The following is a 15,936-nucleotide window of genomic DNA, read 5'->3' as shown; positions in this document are numbered from 1 at the left end:
CGCCACGCGATCCGCTGTATCCAAACAACACTGAATGCGCTGCCCCCATTGCAGACATGACATTGCTGCCTCGCGGCGCATCTGCGTCCGAGTCTTGCTGGTGTCGTTCCCCTCCAACTCACGGAGGGTGCAGGGAAGGCCAGGCCTCGACCGAGGCCTGCGGTCCGCGTGCAGCAAAAAAGCACGCGGCAGAACCACAGGTTCGGCCGGATAGACCCGGCCTTCCCTGCGCGATGGCTTTACGATTTATACGCAGTCTCCTCGGTGACCGGCTTGTTTGCCACCGTGGCGACAACGCGTTTCACGCGTTGCGCGGACCTCAGCTTCGGGAGGCCAGGACCCTGCGACTTCACCGTCCGCGACGTGGCGTACGTCGGCATGCCCAAAGCATGCTGCGCCCCATCGCGGCCACCGCATCCCACCCCAACGCATCGTGACGTTCGCGAAGCGCCCCTCGTCAGTGAAGCGGGATGCGGAGAAGAGACCATGGATTTCTGAAAATGCAAATTCGAATATTTTTCGCTCCGCATCTGGACAGCCCAAATCAGCTTGATCGCGCGAGCGAATTTCGTCTTTGCGCGCGCCGCTGCGGACGCCCGACCTGCGCCGGAAAGTATCGATGGGGAAGCAAGCCTGCTCGTCGGCCAAATCAACCTCGCTGCGGCACAACGAATCCCAGGCGACGCGCGACAGAGGGCCCAACGAAAAGCCGGTCTGCACTCCGACCCGCTGTCGTGCCGAACAAGCGAAGCCGGACGATGTGCAGGCATCGTCGCGTTCGCGCGACCCAGGACCGAGACCACAGGACGTGGCGAGCCCGGATGCATCAATGCGCGTGCCTCGAATATGGCCCTGGGTTATGGGTCCCGGCGTTCGCCGGGACGACATTGATTTTGTCGGACGAGCGTCCAGACACGACAACCATCTCACAACGCCGCGAACGCAGCGCGCGACGGTGCGAGCGGCAACCAGTCCGGGATGCGGCGCTTGGCGAGCCAATACGGCCGCCACAGCATTCGCCATGTGTTGAGATCCACAGGGGCCTGGCGCCATTTCATTCGACCGGTCTCGATCTGCGACAGATCGTGCAGGTGCAGCCAGCGCCGCGCGATCCACCAGAGCTCGCGGGCGACGTCAGCATTCCCCCGTCCCTTGAGCTGGACGATGCCCAACAACGGATCAGGAAAACGGACGGCGACCTCCAGCGTCGCGACGCGTTCGCCCAGGTGCCGGACGCTCCACAGCCGAGAGCGATTGTGGGCGATGTCGGAGCCATAGGTGCGGACACAATTGCGCATAGTCATCGCTTCGTCGACCAGATCCGGGATGTCATCCAGCGGCCGAAACTCATAGTCCCCGACGCGACCGGGATGGAGCCACATGTCGCGGATTGGCCGTTGACCGAGATTGAGATGCAGCGAGACTTTCCCTCGCCAAGCGAGGGCAGCCGTCATTGCGGCATCGAGCTTCATGGCTGGCGTCCACGGCCTTTCGACGAGCTCGCGGCCGAAGCCGGCGGGCTGCCCCGAGAACCAGATCCACAGACCGAGCAGATGCATGCGGTCGCGCTTCAGCACCAGCGGCGCCCGCAGATACTCACGGGCGATCCACACCGCGGCCGGCTCATGCGCCAGCGCCGCCATCTCCGCCACGAGCTGCAGCCAGGTCGGCATCAGCTTCGGCGAGCGCGGCAAATGGTTGCCGATCTGCCGCCGGAACAGCTCGCCGTCTGGCAATGGTGGGATCGGACGGACGAACGCCTCCGGTGGCAGCTTGCGCAGCCAGAGCGGCAGACCGGCCGCGGCCGCCGCCTCGGCCAGCGGACGCCCCGCGATCACGCACGCGATCGCCCGCTCCGGATCGACATCCGGGCGCGGCACTGCCAGCGCGAACAGCAGCGCCGGAAAGCTCAACGCGAGGTCGGCGAGATGAGGATGTCGCATCGCGCATGCGCGCACGCGGGATTGCAGACGAGACGAATAGCGCCGCAGCCGGCGCTCGCGCAGGTCGGAACGCTCCGGCTCCCGGCTGGGAGTCAGCAAGAGATTTGATGTCATGACACGACGGTTCAAGCGCAGGCCACGAGGGCCGCGGGCTTTTCGATGAGATGCGAAAGGGTCAAATCATGGCCGGGACAATCATCCCGGTCGGCCGCGTCAATGATCGCGCAGCGAGCCCGGGAAGCGCGTGAGTCTGAACATCGTCGCCTCCTGCGTTGAAGTTGGGATGCGCTGAACTAGCGTGTTTCTCGGCAGAGCGCAACCTTGGCCGCCACCTCCTCCCACCTCGATGCACACGGGTCATCCTTGCGAAAGGTTGTCGGCGACCGGCACACCGCCGTCGCGAGCCCCCGAAACGACGAGGCGATCCAGGCCTTCCAGACAGATGATTCGACTTGGCCCTGGATTGCTTCGCTGCGCTCGCGACGACGTGGTGAGTGAGCAGCGACCTGGATCGTTGATACTGACTGCGCGGAGCGATGCACCAGCCCTACCGCTTCCCCTTCGTCATGTTCAGCGCCACCGCGGCTCGGATCAGCGCCATGAACGCAGTCTCATCGATCACGTCGCCTTCATGAAGGTCGATGGCGCGGCGGGTGTTGCCGTCGAGGCTGACGTTGAACAGGCCGGAAGGGTCCGGCAGCGAGGCTCCTTTGGCGAAGGTCAGCTTCACCGCGGCCTTGTAGGTCTCGCCGGTGCAGACGATGCCGGCATGCGACCATACGGGAACGCCGCGCCACTTCCACTCTTCGACGATATCGGGATCGGCCCGTTTGATGAGATCGCGGACGTAGCTGAGCGTGACGCCGCGCCAATCCCCGAGCTCCTTGATCCGGGCGTCGATCAGCTCCGACGGAGACTGGTTCCCCTCGCCGACGCTCGTAGCCTTCGTTGGTTTCGCCATGACGCTTGTTCCCATCCACCTGCTTGTCGTTCCACCTGCGTGTAGTCCGCGTCGTAGTTATACGACCATCTTGGCCTGCTCAAGTTTATAGCAATATTGATAACTCCACGGCCAAGCGGCACAGTGCACCAACGAGGTGTCGTCCAACATCACCGAGGTGCAGCACGACGCCAGCGAAACCGGCTCGGCCTCGTCCCAGGTGCTGTCGGCGGCGCAGTCGCTGTCACAGGACAGCAACCGGCTGAAGCTGGACGTGGGACGATTCTTGAACACGGTGCGGGCGGCGCAAGAGCGAAATCGTTCGTCGTTGAACTCGTTCACTCGCGACAACGGCAGTTTGTTCCCTCTCCCGCTTGCGGGGGAGGGCTAGGGAGGGGGCCGCTCCAGCGGCGGTGTGCGTGGCGCCCCCTCTCCAACTCTCCCCCGCAAGCGGGGGAGAGGGCACAGCGGAGCTTGGCGCGGGGTTGATCGGTTCACCGGAAACGAAGCAGGCAACTGCCGATCACCGGCCCAACTTAATAACACCTCGCCGCAGCACGCCGTTGGAAACGAGGCAGCGCCGGTGCGGTGATCAGTTCGCCAACTCGCCGTGAACGCAATCCGGACGGCTGACCGCCCCCTCACCGCTTTTCGATCACCAGGCTCTGCACCACCCGGCCGAAATAGCCCCTGACATCGCCCAGCCGCGCCATCGCCAGACCCGCGCCGTCCGGGCCGATCCAGCTTTCGGCGTCGAGCAGGATCCAGTCGCCGACCGGCTCGCGGGCCATGTTCACGGTGAGGTCGGCATTGAGGAACGTATAGCTGTGGAAGTCGAGCGCGGCGGAGGTGCCGTTGCAGAAGTCGCTCGCGACCACGGCGCGCATCGCCTGCGACACGGCGTGGCCTTCGACCAGCGGCCAGTCGACGCGATACCAGATCGCGCCGGGACCCTTGACGCCGAACCGGCCGCGCGCAGCGCGCAGCGTCATGCCACGCACGAAGGGGCTGGTCGAGAAATCCGCAGGCTCCGGCAGGGCCTCGTCAGGGCCGACCAGATCGACCGGCAGCTCGCGGACATCGTCCGGCAGCGGCACCGCGTCCTGCCTGATCTTGAGCACCGTCGCCGTGACGACCACCGTGTCGCCGGCGCGCAAGCGCACGGCGCAGAGCTGGATCTTGCGCCCCTCGCGCAGCACCTCGGTCTCGATGAGGAGCTCTGCGAGCGGCACCGGGCGCATCAGGTCGATGGTGACGCGGGCGATGCGCATCGGCGACTTCGTCGGAATGCGCTCGGCCGCCCACACGGCCAGCGCCGATGGCGCAGACCCATGTTGCATGGTCGGATCCCAGGGTCCCGCAGCATCGGAGCCGACGGCGACCCGATTGTCCGCGATGCGGAAGATCGGCCGCATCAGCGCGCGCCTCGCCACGTCTCAGCCGGCGCTGGCAAAGGCGCGGTCGGCGCCATTGGGCAGTTCGATGTCGACCTCGAGCGTCGAGACATGCTTTCCCCGGTCCATGCGAACGATGACCTTGTCCGGATCAAGTACCACATGGCGCGAAACCACGGCGAGGATTTCCTCGCGCAGCTGCATCAGGAGATCGGGCTGTCCACGCAGACTGCGCTCGTGCGCGAGCAGGATCTGCAGCCGTTCCCGCGCGACGGGCGCGGAGGCTGCACGCCCCGTAAAGAGCCGCAGCACACTCATGCAGCCCTCCGTCCCAAGAGCAGGTTCATCAGGCCCTTGCGCTCGGTCGGGATCTGCATCTCGACCTCCTCGCCGAGCAGCCGGCGCATCGCATCGTGATAGGCGCGTGCGGGGGCGCTCGCCGGGCTGTTGAGCGTCACCGGGCAGCCGACATTGGAGGCGCGCAACACGTCCTGGCTCTCTGGCACGATGCCGAGCAACGGCGTCGCCAGGATTTCCAGCACGTCATCGATCGACAGCATCTCGCCGCGCGCGGCGCGGCCGGCATCGTACCGGGTGATGAGAATGTGCTTCTCGACGCGCTCGCCGTTTTCGGCGCGCACGGTCTTGGAGTCGAGCATGCCGATGATGCGGTCGGAATCGCGCACCGACGACACTTCCGGATTGGTGACGATGAGAGCCTCGTCGGCATAGCGCATCGCCAGCATGGCGCCGCGCTCGATGCCGGCCGGGCTGTCGCAGATCACCCAGTCGAAGGTCTTGCGCAGCTCAGCGATGACGCGGCCGACGCCGTCCTCGGTCAGCGCGTCCTTGTCCTTGGTCTGCGACGCCGGCAGCAGCCAGAGATTCTCCAGCCGCTTGTCGCGGATCAGAGCCTGCGGCAGCTTGGCGACGCCATGGACCACGTTGATGAGATCGAACACCACGCGGCGTTCCGCGCCCATCACCAGATCGAGGTTGCGCAGGCCGACGTCGAAATCGACGACGACGACCTTCTCGCCGGCCTGCGCCAGCGCCGCGCCCATCGCCGCCGTCGTGGTGGTCTTGCCGACGCCACCCTTGCCCGACGTCACTACGAGTACTTTCGACATGTCACGGATCCTCCTGCTACTCAGTTCAATGCAACGATCTTCATGGAATGACCTTCGAGCCGCGCCTGCACGGCCCGGCCGCGCAACGCGGCGTCGATCTGCTCGGCGGTCTGGTAGTAGCCGTCGATCGCGACCAGCTCGGCCTCGATCTTCTGGCAATAGATGCGCGCCGCCGCGTTGCCGTTGATGCCGGCCATCGCGCGGCCGCGCAGCGTGCCGTAGACGTGGATCGAGCCGCCGGCGACGATCTCGGCGCCCGACGACACCGCGCCGAGCACGGTGACGTCGCCATCGGGAAACACGATCGACTGGCCCGAGCGTACGGGCTGGTCGAGCAGCAGCGAGGTCGGCTGCTGCAGCGACGGCTTCTCCGGCTCGATCTCCTGCACGGCGCAGTGACGGCCGCCCGACAACAAGGGAGGCATGCCGAGCGACAGCCGCCCCTGCTCGACGCCTTCGAGACCGAGCACGCGGATGTTGCGCGACTCGATGCTCTTGATGAGATGGGTGATGGCGAGCGGGCTCAGATCCAGCGCTGAGAGATCGAGCACGATCGGCTTGCCGACGAAGAAGCCGGGCGAGCCCGCGAGCGTTGCATCGAGCTCAGCCAGCCAATCGGCAATCGGCACAACCGGCGAAAACACGAAGGCGACGTAGGAGCGCCCGCGCAGACGAATAACAGGACGCACCGTTTCAGCGCTGGCACTCATGACCATCCGACCCAACCCTTCTTAGTGATTGGTTAACTGTCGGCGCCAGATGGTTAACGGATAGTTAAATCGACGCTAAGCCGCTCAAAAATCGACAGCGGCCCGCCCGACATAGTTCGATGATGATCGAATCAAGGCGCAATCTTGGCATCAATGAGACGCAATTCATGAGCATCTGCGTCAAGACCCGTCACGCCTCATTTTAATCACATCATGATGATAACTTTAACGTACATATAATTCGGAACCGACGACTTTAAGAGGTTCCGATCGATTGACACTCGTCAGGGGGCGGGGCATGGGATCGATAGAGGCGCCCAAGGCACGGCAAACGTGCCACGGCGCCTTGCAGGAAGGGACCGCTGGCGTGCGATCGCTGATCGACGCGAAACGTCTGATTCTGCAAGTGATTCCGTATACTCTGAAGTGGCAGACCAGCTCCCGCTCTTCGTTTGAAACTAGCTCTCATACGACCGTGGCAGAAGCGTATCAGTTTACCGGAATCGAGCGTCAGAGGAGTAGCGTATGAGTTCGTTGAGTGAACAGAATCCGATGAACCCGCAGGACCCGCTGCACTATGCGCCGCGGTGGCTGCGCGAACGTCCGGAAGCCGCGCGTCTATCTCTCGTCGGTGACAATGCCAAGGCAGCGGAGGCGGCCGAGCGTCCCGCTTCGGGACAGCAAGGACCGCTCGATGCTCGCCTGGAGACCGCCGTGTTCGAATCCCTTCGCCAGTCGCTGAATCCGCAAGTCATGCGCGAGCCGCCGGATCTGGAGCGCGAGCGCGACCGCCGGTCGGTCGTGTTCAAGGTGGCCGGCCGCTTCGCCGCCGCAACCGGCGTCGCCGCCGTCGTCGCGCTGTTCTTCGTCAACATCGTGCCGGTGTGGCGCCAGCCCGACGCCAGCTCGTCCTTCGTCGCCGCCGTGCAGTCGATGAAGACGCTGCCGCCGGTCGCCGCCGACGTCCAGGACGCCAAGGCGGACCAGACCAGCGCGCTGCCCGAGCGGGTCGAGCCGCAGGCTCCGGCGCTGTCGCAGTTCAAATCGCTGCTCGCGGACGCTCCGGCGCCGACGGCAGAGACCGACACTCCAGAAAAGCCCATGCTGCAGCAGTTCATGCAGTGGAACCAGAAGACGGGTCAGATGGAGCGGGTTCGCTAACCCTCTGCACGACTGATCCGACTTCCAACACATCACAGGCGACGATGATCGACGTCCTACCGCAGAAAGCGGCAGCACGCCGTCCGCTGGCTCACGCCCGTATGGCAGCCATCCTGCTCGCGTCCCTCGTGGCCGGCGAGGCCGCTGCTGCGCCCGGCGAGAGTGTGAGCGTGGCGCGCCAGCTCGGCAGCCGCGTCGGCCCGATCATTGGCGCCGCGCTCGCGTGCCGCGACATCGCCCGGCCGCGCATCCAGGCCATCATCGAGAAATTCCAGCTCGTCATCCGCGAGGCCGCCGCCAGCGAGGCCGACCGTGACGAGCTGACGCGCCTGCTGGACCGCTATGTCGCCGAAGGTCGCAGCCTCGTCACGTCAGGCCGGCTGGATTGCGGCGGCGCCAATCGGCAGCTTGCCGATCTCGAACAATCCATCGCAGCGCCGCCTCCGGCGCGCGCGAACCTGTCTGCCGTGAGCATCGGACCTGCAACGGCGCAGGCCGCGACTGTACCGGCGCAACTGCTGCCGCCGGCCGGCAACGTGCGCGGGGTGACGCAGAGCGAGATCAAGCTCGGCATGGTCATTCCCTACAGCGGACCGGTGAAGGAGAGCGGGCGACTGCTCAAGATCGGCGTCGAGACGGCGTTCAATCGCGCCAACGAGGCCGGCGGCGTCAACGGCCGCATGCTGAAGCTCGTCACCGCCGATGACGGCTACGATCCCGCGCGCACGCTGGATGCAATGAAGCTGCTCTACGAGAAGGAGCAGGTGTTCGGCTATATCAGCAATTTCGGCTCGGCCACCGCCGCGGTCGCCATCCCCTACGCGCTCGAGCGCCGCACGCTGTTCTTCGCGCCCTATACCGGCGCCAACGTCGTGCGCCACGATCCGCCCGACCGCTATGTCTTCAACTACCGGCCGAGCTATGCCGAGGAGACCGACGCGCTGGTCCATTATCTCGTGAAGATGCGAAGGCTGCATCCGCGCCAGATCGTCGTGTTCGCGCAGAACGATGCCTTCGGCGACGCCGGCTTCGCCGGGGTGGCCAGGGCGTTCCGCACGCTCGGCGTCGGCGACAATTCGATCGTGCGGGTCAACTATCCGCGCAACACGGTCGAGGTCGACGACGCCATCAATCAGCTGAAGCTGCTGAAGACCCCGGTCAAGGCGGTGGTGATGCTGGCGACGACGCGCGCCGCAGCCAAGTTCATCGAGAAGGCCCAGGGCGTATTTCCGGGCGTCATCTTCGCCAACATCTCCGCGGTTGCTGGCTCGGCGCTCGCCAGCGAGCTGATGCTGCTCGGACCGCGCTACGCCGAGGGCGTGATCGTCAGCCAGACCGTGCCCGGCGTTTCCGGCTATTCGAGCCTGGTGCTCGAATACAAGACCGCACTTGCGAAATATGCCCCGGGCGAGCCGGCCGACTACACCTCGCTCGAGGGCTACATCGCCGCGAGCATCCTGATCGAGGGACTGAAGCGCGCCGGTCCGAACTTCGATACCGAGCAACTGGTCGAAACGCTCGAGAACATGCGCAACATCGATCTCGGCCTCGGCACGCAGCTCGGCTTCGGCCGCGCCGAACACCAGGCTTCGCACAAGATCTGGGGCACGGCACTGGACGACAGCGGCACCTACCAACCCGTCGAACTTGAATAGGATACCGCTAGAGGCGCGACGGCCTCAACTACCAGGACAAAAGAGCGACAGAGAAACCCGACATTAATTCGAAATGCCACGAATAGTAGAACGAAGAGGATTTGAAACAAGCTGAGCAGGTGGAAGGTTCGATGGCCGTGCGTTGGTCCGCGTTGATCATCGGGAGTGTTTTCGTAGCTCCCTTCAGCCCCGCTTTGGCGGCGGCTCCCGACGTCGTCAGGGAGCTTGGCGGCCGGGTTGGACCGATCGTGGGACAGGCGTCCGCCTGCCCCGACATCGCGCAGGGCCGGGTCCAGAGCATCGTCGACAAATTCCGCGAAGCCATCCGCCAGGCGACGAGCAATGACGGCGAGCGCGATCAGCTGACCCGCAGCTTCAATGGCTACATCGCCGAGGGCCGTAGTCGTACGGGCGCCTCGCAGGCGACCTGCGCCGCCGCGGAGCGGCAACTGACGGAGCTCGAACGCTCGCTCGACCAGCCGGCTGCGGCGACGGCCCCGATCACACCGGTCAAGGCCGAAACGACGACTGGCGCCGTCACCGCGAGCCCCGTGCGCGGCATCACCGACCGCGAGATCCGCTTCGGCATGGTCCTGCCGTTCTCCGGCATCCGCAAGGAGACCGGGCGTCAGATGCGCCAGGGCATCGAGGCCGCGTTCGCACGCACCAACGACGCCGGCGGCGTCAACGGGCGCATGCTCCGTCTCGTGGCGGCGGACGACGGCTACGATCCGGGCCGCACGCTGGCGGCGATGACGCAGCTCTACGACAGGGAGCAGGTGTTCGGCTTCATCGGCAACGTCGGCACCGCCAACTCGCAGGTGGCGATCCCCTATGCGCTGGAGCGGCGCACGCTGTTCTTTGCGCCGAACACCGGCGCAGCAGTGGTGCGACGCGATCCGCCGGATCGCTACGTCTTCAACTATCGGGCGAGTTACGCCGAGGAGACGGCCGCGCTGGTGCGCTACCTGATCAACATGAAGCGCGTCTCGCCCAGGCAGATCGCCGTGTTCACCCAGCAGGACCCATTCGGCGACGACGGTTTCGCCGGTGTCGCGAAGGCCTACCGGCAGTTGAACATCGGCGACGCCGTAACGCGCATCAACTATCCGCGCGCGACGATGGACGTGGAAGAGGCGGTCAATCAGGTCAAGGCGCACAAGCCGGGACTCAAGGCGGTCATCATGGTAGCGACCGATCGCGCCGCCGCGAAGTTCATCGAGAAGACGCGCGACGCGGTGCCGGGCCTGATCTACGCCAACGTGTCCGCCGTCGGCTCGACCTCGCTCGCGGCCGAGCTCAAGCTGCTCGGCCCGCGCTTCACCAACGGCGTCATCGTGACGCAGGGCGTGCCGGCGGTTTCTGGCTATTCGAGCCTCGTGCTCGACTACAAGAACGCCCTGGCCAAATACGCTCCCGGCGAGGCGCCGGACTATACGTCTCTCGAAGGCTATATCGCGGCGACGATTTTGATCCAGGCGCTGAAGCAGACCAATCCGCTCGACACCGAGCGACTGGTCGACACGCTCGAATCGATGCGCAGCCTCGATCTCGGCCTCGGCACGACGCTCGCATTTGGACGCGCGGAGCACCAGGCCTCACACAAGATCTGGGGTACCGCCCTCGACGAAACCGGCACGTATCAGGCAATCGAACTTGAGTAGAATTAGCTTCTAAGGGGAAGAACTGGTGAAGACGTTTCGTTAGCAGGTCCTAAAGTATGATCGGAAAAAGGCGTGTCGGGTTACCGAAATGGTCATGCTCTTAGGAAAGGCTGGTCTGTGCATGGTGACGGTCTTATGTCTTCTCCGTCGCAGACACGGCGTCAATTCACCAGGCGGAAGACCTGGATGGGGTCCAAAGTGGGATAGTGGCAATGAACTTTCGTTGTAGCGTGTTCTTGGTTGCGGCATTGCTCGCAACGCCCGCCAGCGCGGCGGGCACCAATGCGGATGTGGTGCGTAATCTTGCGAGCCGGGTCGGGCCGATCGTGGGAGCAGCATCCGCCTGTCAGGCGATCGACCAGGGCCGCGTTCAGGCCATTGTCGACAAGTTTCGCGAGGTGATCCGGGAGGCCTCCACCGGCGGCTCGGATCGTGACGAGCTCACCCGCGTCTTCAACGGCTACGTCGCCGATGGACGCAACCGCGTCGGGGCGGCTCAGACCGACTGTAACTCCGCGGGCCGCCAGCTCGCCGAGCTCGAGCGCTCGCTCGGGCAAAGCGCGCCGAGCCAGACCGCCACCAGCCTCGCCGGGGTGATCGCCCCGTCCGCGGCCGTGGCTGCGACGGCACCGACCGCGACGCTGCCGCCGGCGTCCACCTCCAACGTCCAGGGCGTCACCGCCAACGAGATCCGCTTCGGCATCGCCGCTCCGTTCTCGGGCGCTGCCAAGGAGCTCGGCCGGCAGATGAAGATGGGCATCGAGGCCGCCTTCAACCGCGCCAACGACGCCGGCGGCATCGCCGGGCGCTCGCTGCGGCTCTATTCGGCCGACGACGGCTACGAGCCGTCGCGGACGCTGGACGCGATGAAGCAGCTCTACGAGAAGGACAAGGTGTTCGGCTTCGTCGGCAATGTCGGTACCCCGACGTCTGCCGTGGCGATGCCCTACGCCCTGCAGCGCCGCGTGCTGTTCTACGGCGCGTTCACCGGCGCCAACCTCCTGCGCAACGATCCGCCGGATCGCTACGTGTTCAACTATCGCGCCAGCTACGCCGAAGAGACCGACACCGTCGTTCGCTATCTGGTCAAGCTGCGCCGCCTGCCGGCCAAGGACATCGCCGTGTTCGCGCAGCAGGACGCCTATGGTGATGCCGGCTTCTCCGGTGTGGCCAAGGCCTTCCGCTCGCTCGGCCTTGCCGACACGTCCATCTTGCGCCTCAACTACAAGCGCAACACGGTCGACGTGGACGACGCGGTCAACCAGCTGCGGGCGTTGAAGAACCCGCCCAAGGCGATCGTCATGGTCGCAACCTATCGCGCCGCCGCGAAGTTCATCGAGAAGACGCGCGATCTGTTCCCGCACATGATCTACACCAACGTCTCCTTCGTGGGCTCGACCGAGCTCTCGGACGAGCTGATGCTGCTCGGCCCGCGCTATGCCAGCGGCGTCATCGTCACCCAGGTGGTGCCGGCCGTCGGCGGCTATTCGAGCGCCGTGCTCGAATACAAGAGCGCGCTCGAGAAGTACTTCCCGGGCGAGGCACCGTCCTACGTGTCGTTCGAAGGCTACGTCTCGGCCAACGTGCTGGTCCAGGCGCTGCGCCGGGTTGGCCCGCAGCTCGACACCGAGGCGCTGATCGACACGCTGGAAAACATGCGTGACATCGATCTCGGTCTCGGCGCCAAGCTCGGCTTCGGCCGCGCCGAACACCAGGCCTCGCATAAGATCTGGGGCACGGCGCTCGACGAGCGCGGCAAGTTCCAGGCGATCGAGCTGGAATAGCCCGCCCGCTTGTTGCGACCTCAACAAAAAAGCGCGACAGCCCTGGCTGCCGCGCTTTTCTTTTGTCCGTCGCGGAGCCGCTTAGAGCGGCGGATCGATTGCCTCGTCATATTCCTTCTTGAAGCGCGCGATCAGCTCGGCGGCGGGCAGCACGTCCTTGATGGCGCCGATGCCCTGCCCTGAGCCCCAGATCTCCTTCCATGCCTTCGGCTTGGCGCGCTCGCCCGAGGCGTCGGTGCCGAAGCTCATCTTCGACGGATCGGAGGTCGGGAGATTGTCCGGATCGAGGCCGGCTGCGACGATCGACGGCTTCAAATAGTTGCCGTGCACGCCGGTGAACAGGTTCGAATAGACGATGTCGTCGGCGCCCGAGCTGGTGATCATCTGCTTGTAGCCTTCGACCGCATTCGCCTCCTTGGTGGCGATGAAGGCCGAGCCGATATAGGCGAAGTCGGCGCCGAGCACGCGCGCGGCACGGATGGCGCGGCCGTTCCCGATCGCGCCCGACAGCGCGATCGGGCCATCGAACCAGCTCCGCGTCTCCGCCACGAAGGCAAACGGCGAGATCGTGCCGGCATGTCCACCGGCGCCCGCCGCGACCAGGATCAAGCCGTCGGCGCCCTTCTCGATCGCCTTGTGCGCGAAGGTCTGGTTGATGACGTCGTGGAAGACGATGCCGCCCCAGCCGTGCGCCGCCTGGTTCAGCTCCTCGCGCGCGCCGAGCGAGGTGATCATCATCGGCACCTTGTACTTCTCGCACAGCGCGAGATCCTGCTCGAGCCGGTTGTTGGAACGATGCACGATCTGGTTGACGGCGAACGGCGCCGACGGGCGTTCCGGATGCGCCCGGTCATAGGCAGCGAGCTCCTCCGTGATGCGCGCCAGCCATTCGTCGAGCAGCGCGGCCGGCCGCGCGTTGAGCGCCGGAAACGAACCGACCACGCCGGCCTTGCACTGCGCGATCACCAGGTCGGGCACGGAGATGATGAACAGCGGCGAGCCGATCACCGGGATCGTCAGGCGGCCCTTGAACAAGGCGGGCATGGACATGGATGGGAATTCCTCTTGCGTTGAAATGCGGAAACACTCGTGATCGCGAGCATGCCCGACATCATGCCGTGATGGCAATTCGCTCGCAGAGGGACCGGAAAAGCCGGACCAGGGTCTTGCGTTGAGACGCTGGCGTGCCGGCGTCATTGGCAGAGCGCCGAGGTCACGTAGGTGTCCGTCCGGCAATCGCCCGGCTTGCGCTCGCGACCGGGGATCAGCACCCGCGCCGAGCAGGTCTCCGCAGAATCGGTGTTGAGGCTCTTGCCTTCCTTGTAACCCTTGCCCTGGCACAACCGGTCGGCGCCGAGCTTGCAATCCGGCGTGCCGTTGGCGGCGATCGGGCAGACCGAGCGGCCGGAGATCATGCTCGAGGGCTGGGCGAGGCGCGACAAGGTCTCGCCGGTCTCCTTCAGCACGTCGGCGCCGCCCTTCGGCGCGACCGGGCCACCGGGCTGCACCGGTGTCGCAGCGGGCTGATCCGCGGCAGCGCCGGTGGGATCGCTGCCGGCCGCCGGCGGCTCGGCGCGGGCATCGCCCGAAGGCTTCAGCGGAATGATCGACATCTTCTCGAACAGCTTGCCGAGCTCCTCCACCAGACCCGGACTGGAAGGCGGCGCAGGCTGGACGGCACGCGCCTGCTGCGGTGGCTGTTGCGGCGCTTCTCGCAGCCCCAAGGAAGGCGTCGTTTGCGCCCATGCCGCGGCGGCGGAGAGAACCGAGACGACGGCGAGCAGCGCCGCGCCTGCCCCCAGCCCCGGGCGCAGCGGCCGCATCAGATCAGCTTCACGGCGATGACGAATCCGGCCACCAGCACGGCCGCGCCGATCGCCACCCACAGGCCGAGATGCTTCTCGATGCGCACCCTGATCCATTCGCCATAGCGGTTGAGCAATATCGCGGCGATGAAAAAGCGGCCGCCGCGCGCGATGATCGAGCAGACGACGAACAGAAAGAGATTGTAGCCGGCGAAGCCCGACGTGATCGTGACCAGCTTGTAGGGGATCGGCGTCAATCCCTTCACCAGGATGATGACGGCGCCCCACTCGGCGTAGGAGGCACGGAACGCCTCGACCTTGTCGCCGAGGCCGTAGAGCTGGATCAGCCAATGGCCGAGGGAGTCGTAGAGCAGCGCGCCGATGGCATAACCGACCAGGCCGCCCGCCACCGAGGCCGCGGTGCAGACGCCGGCGAACAGCCACGCCCGCTGCGGCTTCGCCAGCGACATCGGGATCAGCATCACATCCGGTGGCACCGGAAAGAACGAGCTTTCGGCGAAGGCAACCGCGGCCATGATCCACATGGCATGCGGCTTGTGGGCGGCGTCGATACACCAGTCGTAGATCCGTCTGAGCATGCTGGCGATGAAGCAAACCGGGCAGGATTTGTCCATGGTCCATATGTCGACCCGAATCGGACCGCCACACTAGTGCCGCTTGCGGATGGTCCGGCTTTCGGCCGCGACGATCGGTCGCCCCGCCACCCGTCCGGGCGCGGCCTTGGCGACCTTCACCGGCGATTTCGGCAGCTTCTCGGCGATGCCGAGCATCAGCTCGCGCCGTTCCATCTCGCGCCAGACGTCCTCGGGCTGGACATCGAGCTCGGCCCACAGCACGGCCAGATTGTAGATCAGGTCGGCGCTTTCGCGCACCACGGCCTGGGCGTCGCCGCCGACGGCATCGATCGCAACCTCGATCGCCTCCTCGGCGAGCTTCTTGGCCATCTTGGCCGTGCCCTGCTGCATCAGCTTGGCCGTGCGCGATCGCGCGGGGTCGAGATCCCTGGCCGCCAGGACAGCGCGATAGAGCCGATCGATCGAATCAGTCATCTGGCCACAATAGTTAAATTCGATGGTCCGCATATTAACGTTCGCGGCAGGCAAGAAAAAATCCGCCGGCACGGCGGCCGGCGGATCGTTTCGTCCGATCTCACATCACCAATGCGGGTGATGGTAATAGCCGCCACCGTAATAGGGGCCGCCGCCGTAATACTGATAGCGCGGTCCGTAGCCATAATAGGCCGGCCGGCCATAGTAATAGTTGTCCTCGTAGTAGGAGCGGCGGTTCTGCGTCGCCGCGATGGCAAGTCCGGTGCCGACGATCCCGGCGAACGCCGCCGCAGCCGCCGCGCCACCATTGCCGCGATAGTGGCGCCGGCGCGCGCTGACATCGGTCAGGCCGCCATCATTGGCCGTCTTGGCGACGACGCCCTTCTCGGCCGGCGCGGAGCCGGCAAAGGCGAGTGTCGGCTGCACGGCCGTCAAAGTCACCGCGGCCACCGTCGCCAGGACGGTAGCACGGCCAAAGCGTGAAAAACTTCCGCGCTGTGCGATCATGTGGATCCTCCGTACGATCTAATCTCGGGTACCAACTCGCGAACTGCGCCCACAGTTCCCCTCGCGAAACCCGGAGTCGAAGCCGCAAATCGCCGCAGGCCTTGCTCATGGACCGTTCACATTCGATCCGACATGATCAGGCACCGCCGGCCCCGAGCGGCAGCGACACCGCG

The 15,936-nt window shown here is 65.5% G+C and carries 15 protein-coding genes and 1 pseudogene; 5 read left to right on the top strand and 11 right to left on the bottom strand.

The genetic code is table 11. The features are described from left to right. Window positions 1-926: 926 nt before the first annotated feature. Together ACQR0U_RS13515 and ACQR0U_RS13510 are read right to left on the bottom strand one after the other, a co-directional pair. On the bottom strand, window positions 927-1,943 hold the full coding sequence (locus ACQR0U_RS13515; RefSeq protein WP_434872167.1) for a hypothetical protein: 1,017 nt from the start codon (window positions 1,941-1,943) through the stop codon (window positions 927-929). A gap of 547 nt (window positions 1,944-2,490) precedes the next feature. Further along, window positions 2,491-2,904: a DUF1801 domain-containing protein gene (locus ACQR0U_RS13510; protein WP_315826565.1), complete on the bottom strand. Its 414-nt coding sequence runs from the start codon at window positions 2,902-2,904 to the stop codon at window positions 2,491-2,493. A gap of 112 nt (window positions 2,905-3,016) precedes the next feature. Between ACQR0U_RS13510 and ACQR0U_RS13505 the strand changes: the two are divergent. Next, window positions 3,017-3,190, top strand: a pseudogene (locus tag ACQR0U_RS13505) (methyl-accepting chemotaxis protein); the annotation flags it as partial. A 334-nt stretch (window positions 3,191-3,524) separates the two neighbouring features. On the opposite strand, the gene ACQR0U_RS13500 reads toward ACQR0U_RS13505, so the two are convergent. The 4 genes from ACQR0U_RS13500 to minC are packed head-to-tail and all read right to left on the bottom strand — an operon-like array spanning window position 3,525 to window position 6,123. After that, entirely contained in the window at window positions 3,525-4,298 is a 774-nt protein-coding gene (locus ACQR0U_RS13500; RefSeq protein WP_315716281.1) for a thioesterase family protein, read from the bottom strand. Window positions 4,299-4,319: 21 nt separating this feature from the next. Further along, window positions 4,320-4,595: a cell division topological specificity factor MinE gene (gene minE / locus ACQR0U_RS13495; protein ID WP_315716282.1), complete on the bottom strand. Its 276-nt coding sequence runs from the start codon at window positions 4,593-4,595 to the stop codon at window positions 4,320-4,322. Further along, the gene (minD, locus tag ACQR0U_RS13490) at window positions 4,592-5,407 is read right to left on the bottom strand and encodes a septum site-determining protein MinD (protein ID WP_315716283.1); all 816 of its coding nucleotides are present in this window, start codon (window positions 5,405-5,407) and stop codon (window positions 4,592-4,594) included. The genes minE and minD overlap by 4 nt, the downstream gene beginning before the upstream one ends. A 20-nt stretch (window positions 5,408-5,427) precedes the next feature. Further along, window positions 5,428-6,123: a septum site-determining protein MinC gene (minC, locus tag ACQR0U_RS13485; protein ID WP_315826563.1), complete on the bottom strand. Its 696-nt coding sequence runs from the start codon at window positions 6,121-6,123 to the stop codon at window positions 5,428-5,430. A 519-nt stretch (window positions 6,124-6,642) separates the two neighbouring features. Here minC and ACQR0U_RS13480 point away from each other — a divergent pair. The 4 genes from ACQR0U_RS13480 to ACQR0U_RS13465 all read left to right on the top strand — a co-directional run bounded on the left by ACQR0U_RS13480 (window position 6,643) and on the right by ACQR0U_RS13465 (window position 12,381). After that, entirely contained in the window at window positions 6,643-7,278 is a 636-nt protein-coding gene (locus ACQR0U_RS13480) for a hypothetical protein (protein ID WP_315716285.1), read from the top strand. Window positions 7,279-7,322: 44 nt separating this feature from the next. Continuing rightward, a complete protein-coding gene (locus tag ACQR0U_RS13475) occupies window positions 7,323-8,933 on the top strand; it encodes an ABC transporter substrate-binding protein (RefSeq protein ID WP_316185451.1) in 1,611 nt (536 codons plus the stop codon). A 131-nt stretch (window positions 8,934-9,064) separates the two neighbouring features. After that, complete coding sequence (locus tag ACQR0U_RS13470) at window positions 9,065-10,597, top strand: ABC transporter substrate-binding protein (RefSeq protein WP_434843261.1); 1,533 nt, start codon at window positions 9,065-9,067, stop codon at window positions 10,595-10,597. A gap of 212 nt (window positions 10,598-10,809) precedes the next feature. Beyond that, window positions 10,810-12,381, top strand: coding sequence for an ABC transporter substrate-binding protein (locus ACQR0U_RS13465; protein WP_315716288.1), 1,572 nt, complete (start codon window positions 10,810-10,812; stop codon window positions 12,379-12,381). A gap of 81 nt (window positions 12,382-12,462) precedes the next feature. On the opposite strand, the gene ACQR0U_RS13460 is transcribed toward ACQR0U_RS13465, so the two are convergent. From ACQR0U_RS13460 to ACQR0U_RS13440, 5 genes are all read right to left on the bottom strand, one after another. Beyond that, entirely contained in the window at window positions 12,463-13,431 is a 969-nt protein-coding gene (locus ACQR0U_RS13460; RefSeq protein ID WP_315826559.1) for an NAD(P)H-dependent flavin oxidoreductase, read from the bottom strand. 143 nt (window positions 13,432-13,574) lie between these two features. Then, window positions 13,575-14,204 (bottom strand): hypothetical protein, encoded by a 630-nt coding sequence (locus ACQR0U_RS13455; protein ID WP_316170785.1) that lies wholly within the window; start codon window positions 14,202-14,204, stop codon window positions 13,575-13,577. Beyond that, a complete protein-coding gene (locus tag ACQR0U_RS13450; RefSeq protein WP_315716459.1) occupies window positions 14,204-14,785 on the bottom strand; it encodes a YqaA family protein in 582 nt (193 codons plus the stop codon). The genes ACQR0U_RS13455 and ACQR0U_RS13450 overlap by 1 nt, the downstream gene beginning before the upstream one ends. A gap of 69 nt (window positions 14,786-14,854) precedes the next feature. Further along, window positions 14,855-15,256, bottom strand: a complete 402-nt coding sequence (gene hisE, locus ACQR0U_RS13445; protein ID WP_315716291.1) for a phosphoribosyl-ATP diphosphatase — start codon at window positions 15,254-15,256, stop codon at window positions 14,855-14,857. A gap of 105 nt (window positions 15,257-15,361) precedes the next feature. Then, window positions 15,362-15,763 (bottom strand): hypothetical protein, encoded by a 402-nt coding sequence (locus ACQR0U_RS13440; RefSeq protein ID WP_315716292.1) that lies wholly within the window; start codon window positions 15,761-15,763, stop codon window positions 15,362-15,364. Window positions 15,764-15,936: the final 173 nt, after the last annotated feature.

The sequence above is a fragment of the Bradyrhizobium sp. HKCCYLRH3097 genome (genome assembly GCF_051167875.1).
Classification (GTDB): domain Bacteria; phylum Pseudomonadota; class Alphaproteobacteria; order Rhizobiales; family Xanthobacteraceae; genus Bradyrhizobium.
Note: the sequence above shows the minus strand (reverse complement) of the source record. Positions and strands in the feature narration are given on the sequence as shown.